Source organism: Staphylococcus sp. HMSC063F05 (genome assembly GCF_001837075.1).
Classification (GTDB): Bacteria; Bacillota; Bacilli; order Staphylococcales; family Staphylococcaceae; genus Staphylococcus; species Staphylococcus epidermidis.
Genome location: NZ_KV831312.1, coordinates 1 through 1,656, shown reverse-complemented (window position 1 = coordinate 1,656; position 1,656 = coordinate 1). Strand labels below are relative to the sequence as shown.

Annotated in this window: 1 rRNA gene; it reads right to left on the bottom strand. The window is 50.0% G+C overall.

From position 1 onward, the window contains the following. Positions 1–79 precede the first annotated feature (79 nt). A 16S ribosomal RNA gene (locus HMPREF2576_RS01405) occupies positions 80–1,630 on the bottom strand. Positions 1,631–1,656 lie beyond the last annotated feature (26 nt).

Genomic DNA, 1,656 nt, shown 5'->3' with positions numbered 1-1,656 from the left:
TAATAAACATTCAAAACTGAATACAATATGTCACGTTATTCCCTCATCTTCGTAGAAGATGTTCCGAATATATCCTTAGAAAGGAGGTGATCCAGCCGCACCTTCCGATACGGCTACCTTGTTACGACTTCACCCCAATCATTTGTCCCACCTTCGACGGCTAGCTCCAAATGGTTACTCCACCGGCTTCGGGTGTTACAAACTCTCGTGGTGTGACGGGCGGTGTGTACAAGACCCGGGAACGTATTCACCGTAGCATGCTGATCTACGATTACTAGCGATTCCAGCTTCATATAGTCGAGTTGCAGACTACAATCCGAACTGAGAACAACTTTATGGGATTTGCTTGACCTCGCGGTTTCGCTGCCCTTTGTATTGTCCATTGTAGCACGTGTGTAGCCCAAATCATAAGGGGCATGATGATTTGACGTCATCCCCACCTTCCTCCGGTTTGTCACCGGCAGTCAACTTAGAGTGCCCAACTTAATGATGGCAACTAAGCTTAAGGGTTGCGCTCGTTGCGGGACTTAACCCAACATCTCACGACACGAGCTGACGACAACCATGCACCACCTGTCACTCTGTCCCCCGAAGGGGAAAACTCTATCTCTAGAGGGGTCAGAGGATGTCAAGATTTGGTAAGGTTCTTCGCGTTGCTTCGAATTAAACCACATGCTCCACCGCTTGTGCGGGTCCCCGTCAATTCCTTTGAGTTTCAACCTTGCGGTCGTACTCCCCAGGCGGAGTGCTTAATGCGTTAGCTGCAGCACTAAGGGGCGGAAACCCCCTAACACTTAGCACTCATCGTTTACGGCGTGGACTACCAGGGTATCTAATCCTGTTTGATCCCCACGCTTTCGCACATCAGCGTCAGTTACAGACCAGAAAGTCGCCTTCGCCACTGGTGTTCCTCCATATCTCTGCGCATTTCACCGCTACACATGGAATTCCACTTTCCTCTTCTGCACTCAAGTTTTCCAGTTTCCAATGACCCTCCACGGTTGAGCCGTGGGCTTTCACATCAGACTTAAAAAACCGCCTACGCGCGCTTTACGCCCAATAATTCCGGATAACGCTTGCCACCTACGTATTACCGCGGCTGCTGGCACGTAGTTAGCCGTGGCTTTCTGATTAGGTACCGTCAAGACGTGCATAGTTACTTACACATTTGTTCTTCCCTAATAACAGAGTTTTACGATCCGAAGACCTTCATCACTCACGCGGCGTTGCTCCGTCAGGCTTTCGCCCATTGCGGAAGATTCCCTACTGCTGCCTCCCGTAGGAGTCTGGACCGTGTCTCAGTTCCAGTGTGGCCGATCACCCTCTCAGGTCGGCTACGCATCGTTGCCTTGGTAAGCCGTTACCTTACCAACTAGCTAATGCGGCGCGGATCCATCTATAAGTGACAGCAAAACCGTCTTTCACTATTGAACCATGCGGTTCAATATATTATCCGGTATTAGCTCCGGTTTCCCGAAGTTATCCCAGTCTTATAGGTAGGTTATCCACGTGTTACTCACCCGTCCGCCGCTAACGTCAGAGGAGCAAGCTCCTCGTCTGTTCGCTCGACTTGCATGTATTAGGCACGCCGCCAGCGTTCATCCTGAGCCAGGATCAAACTCTCCATAAAAATTATGATGTTTGATTAGCTCATAA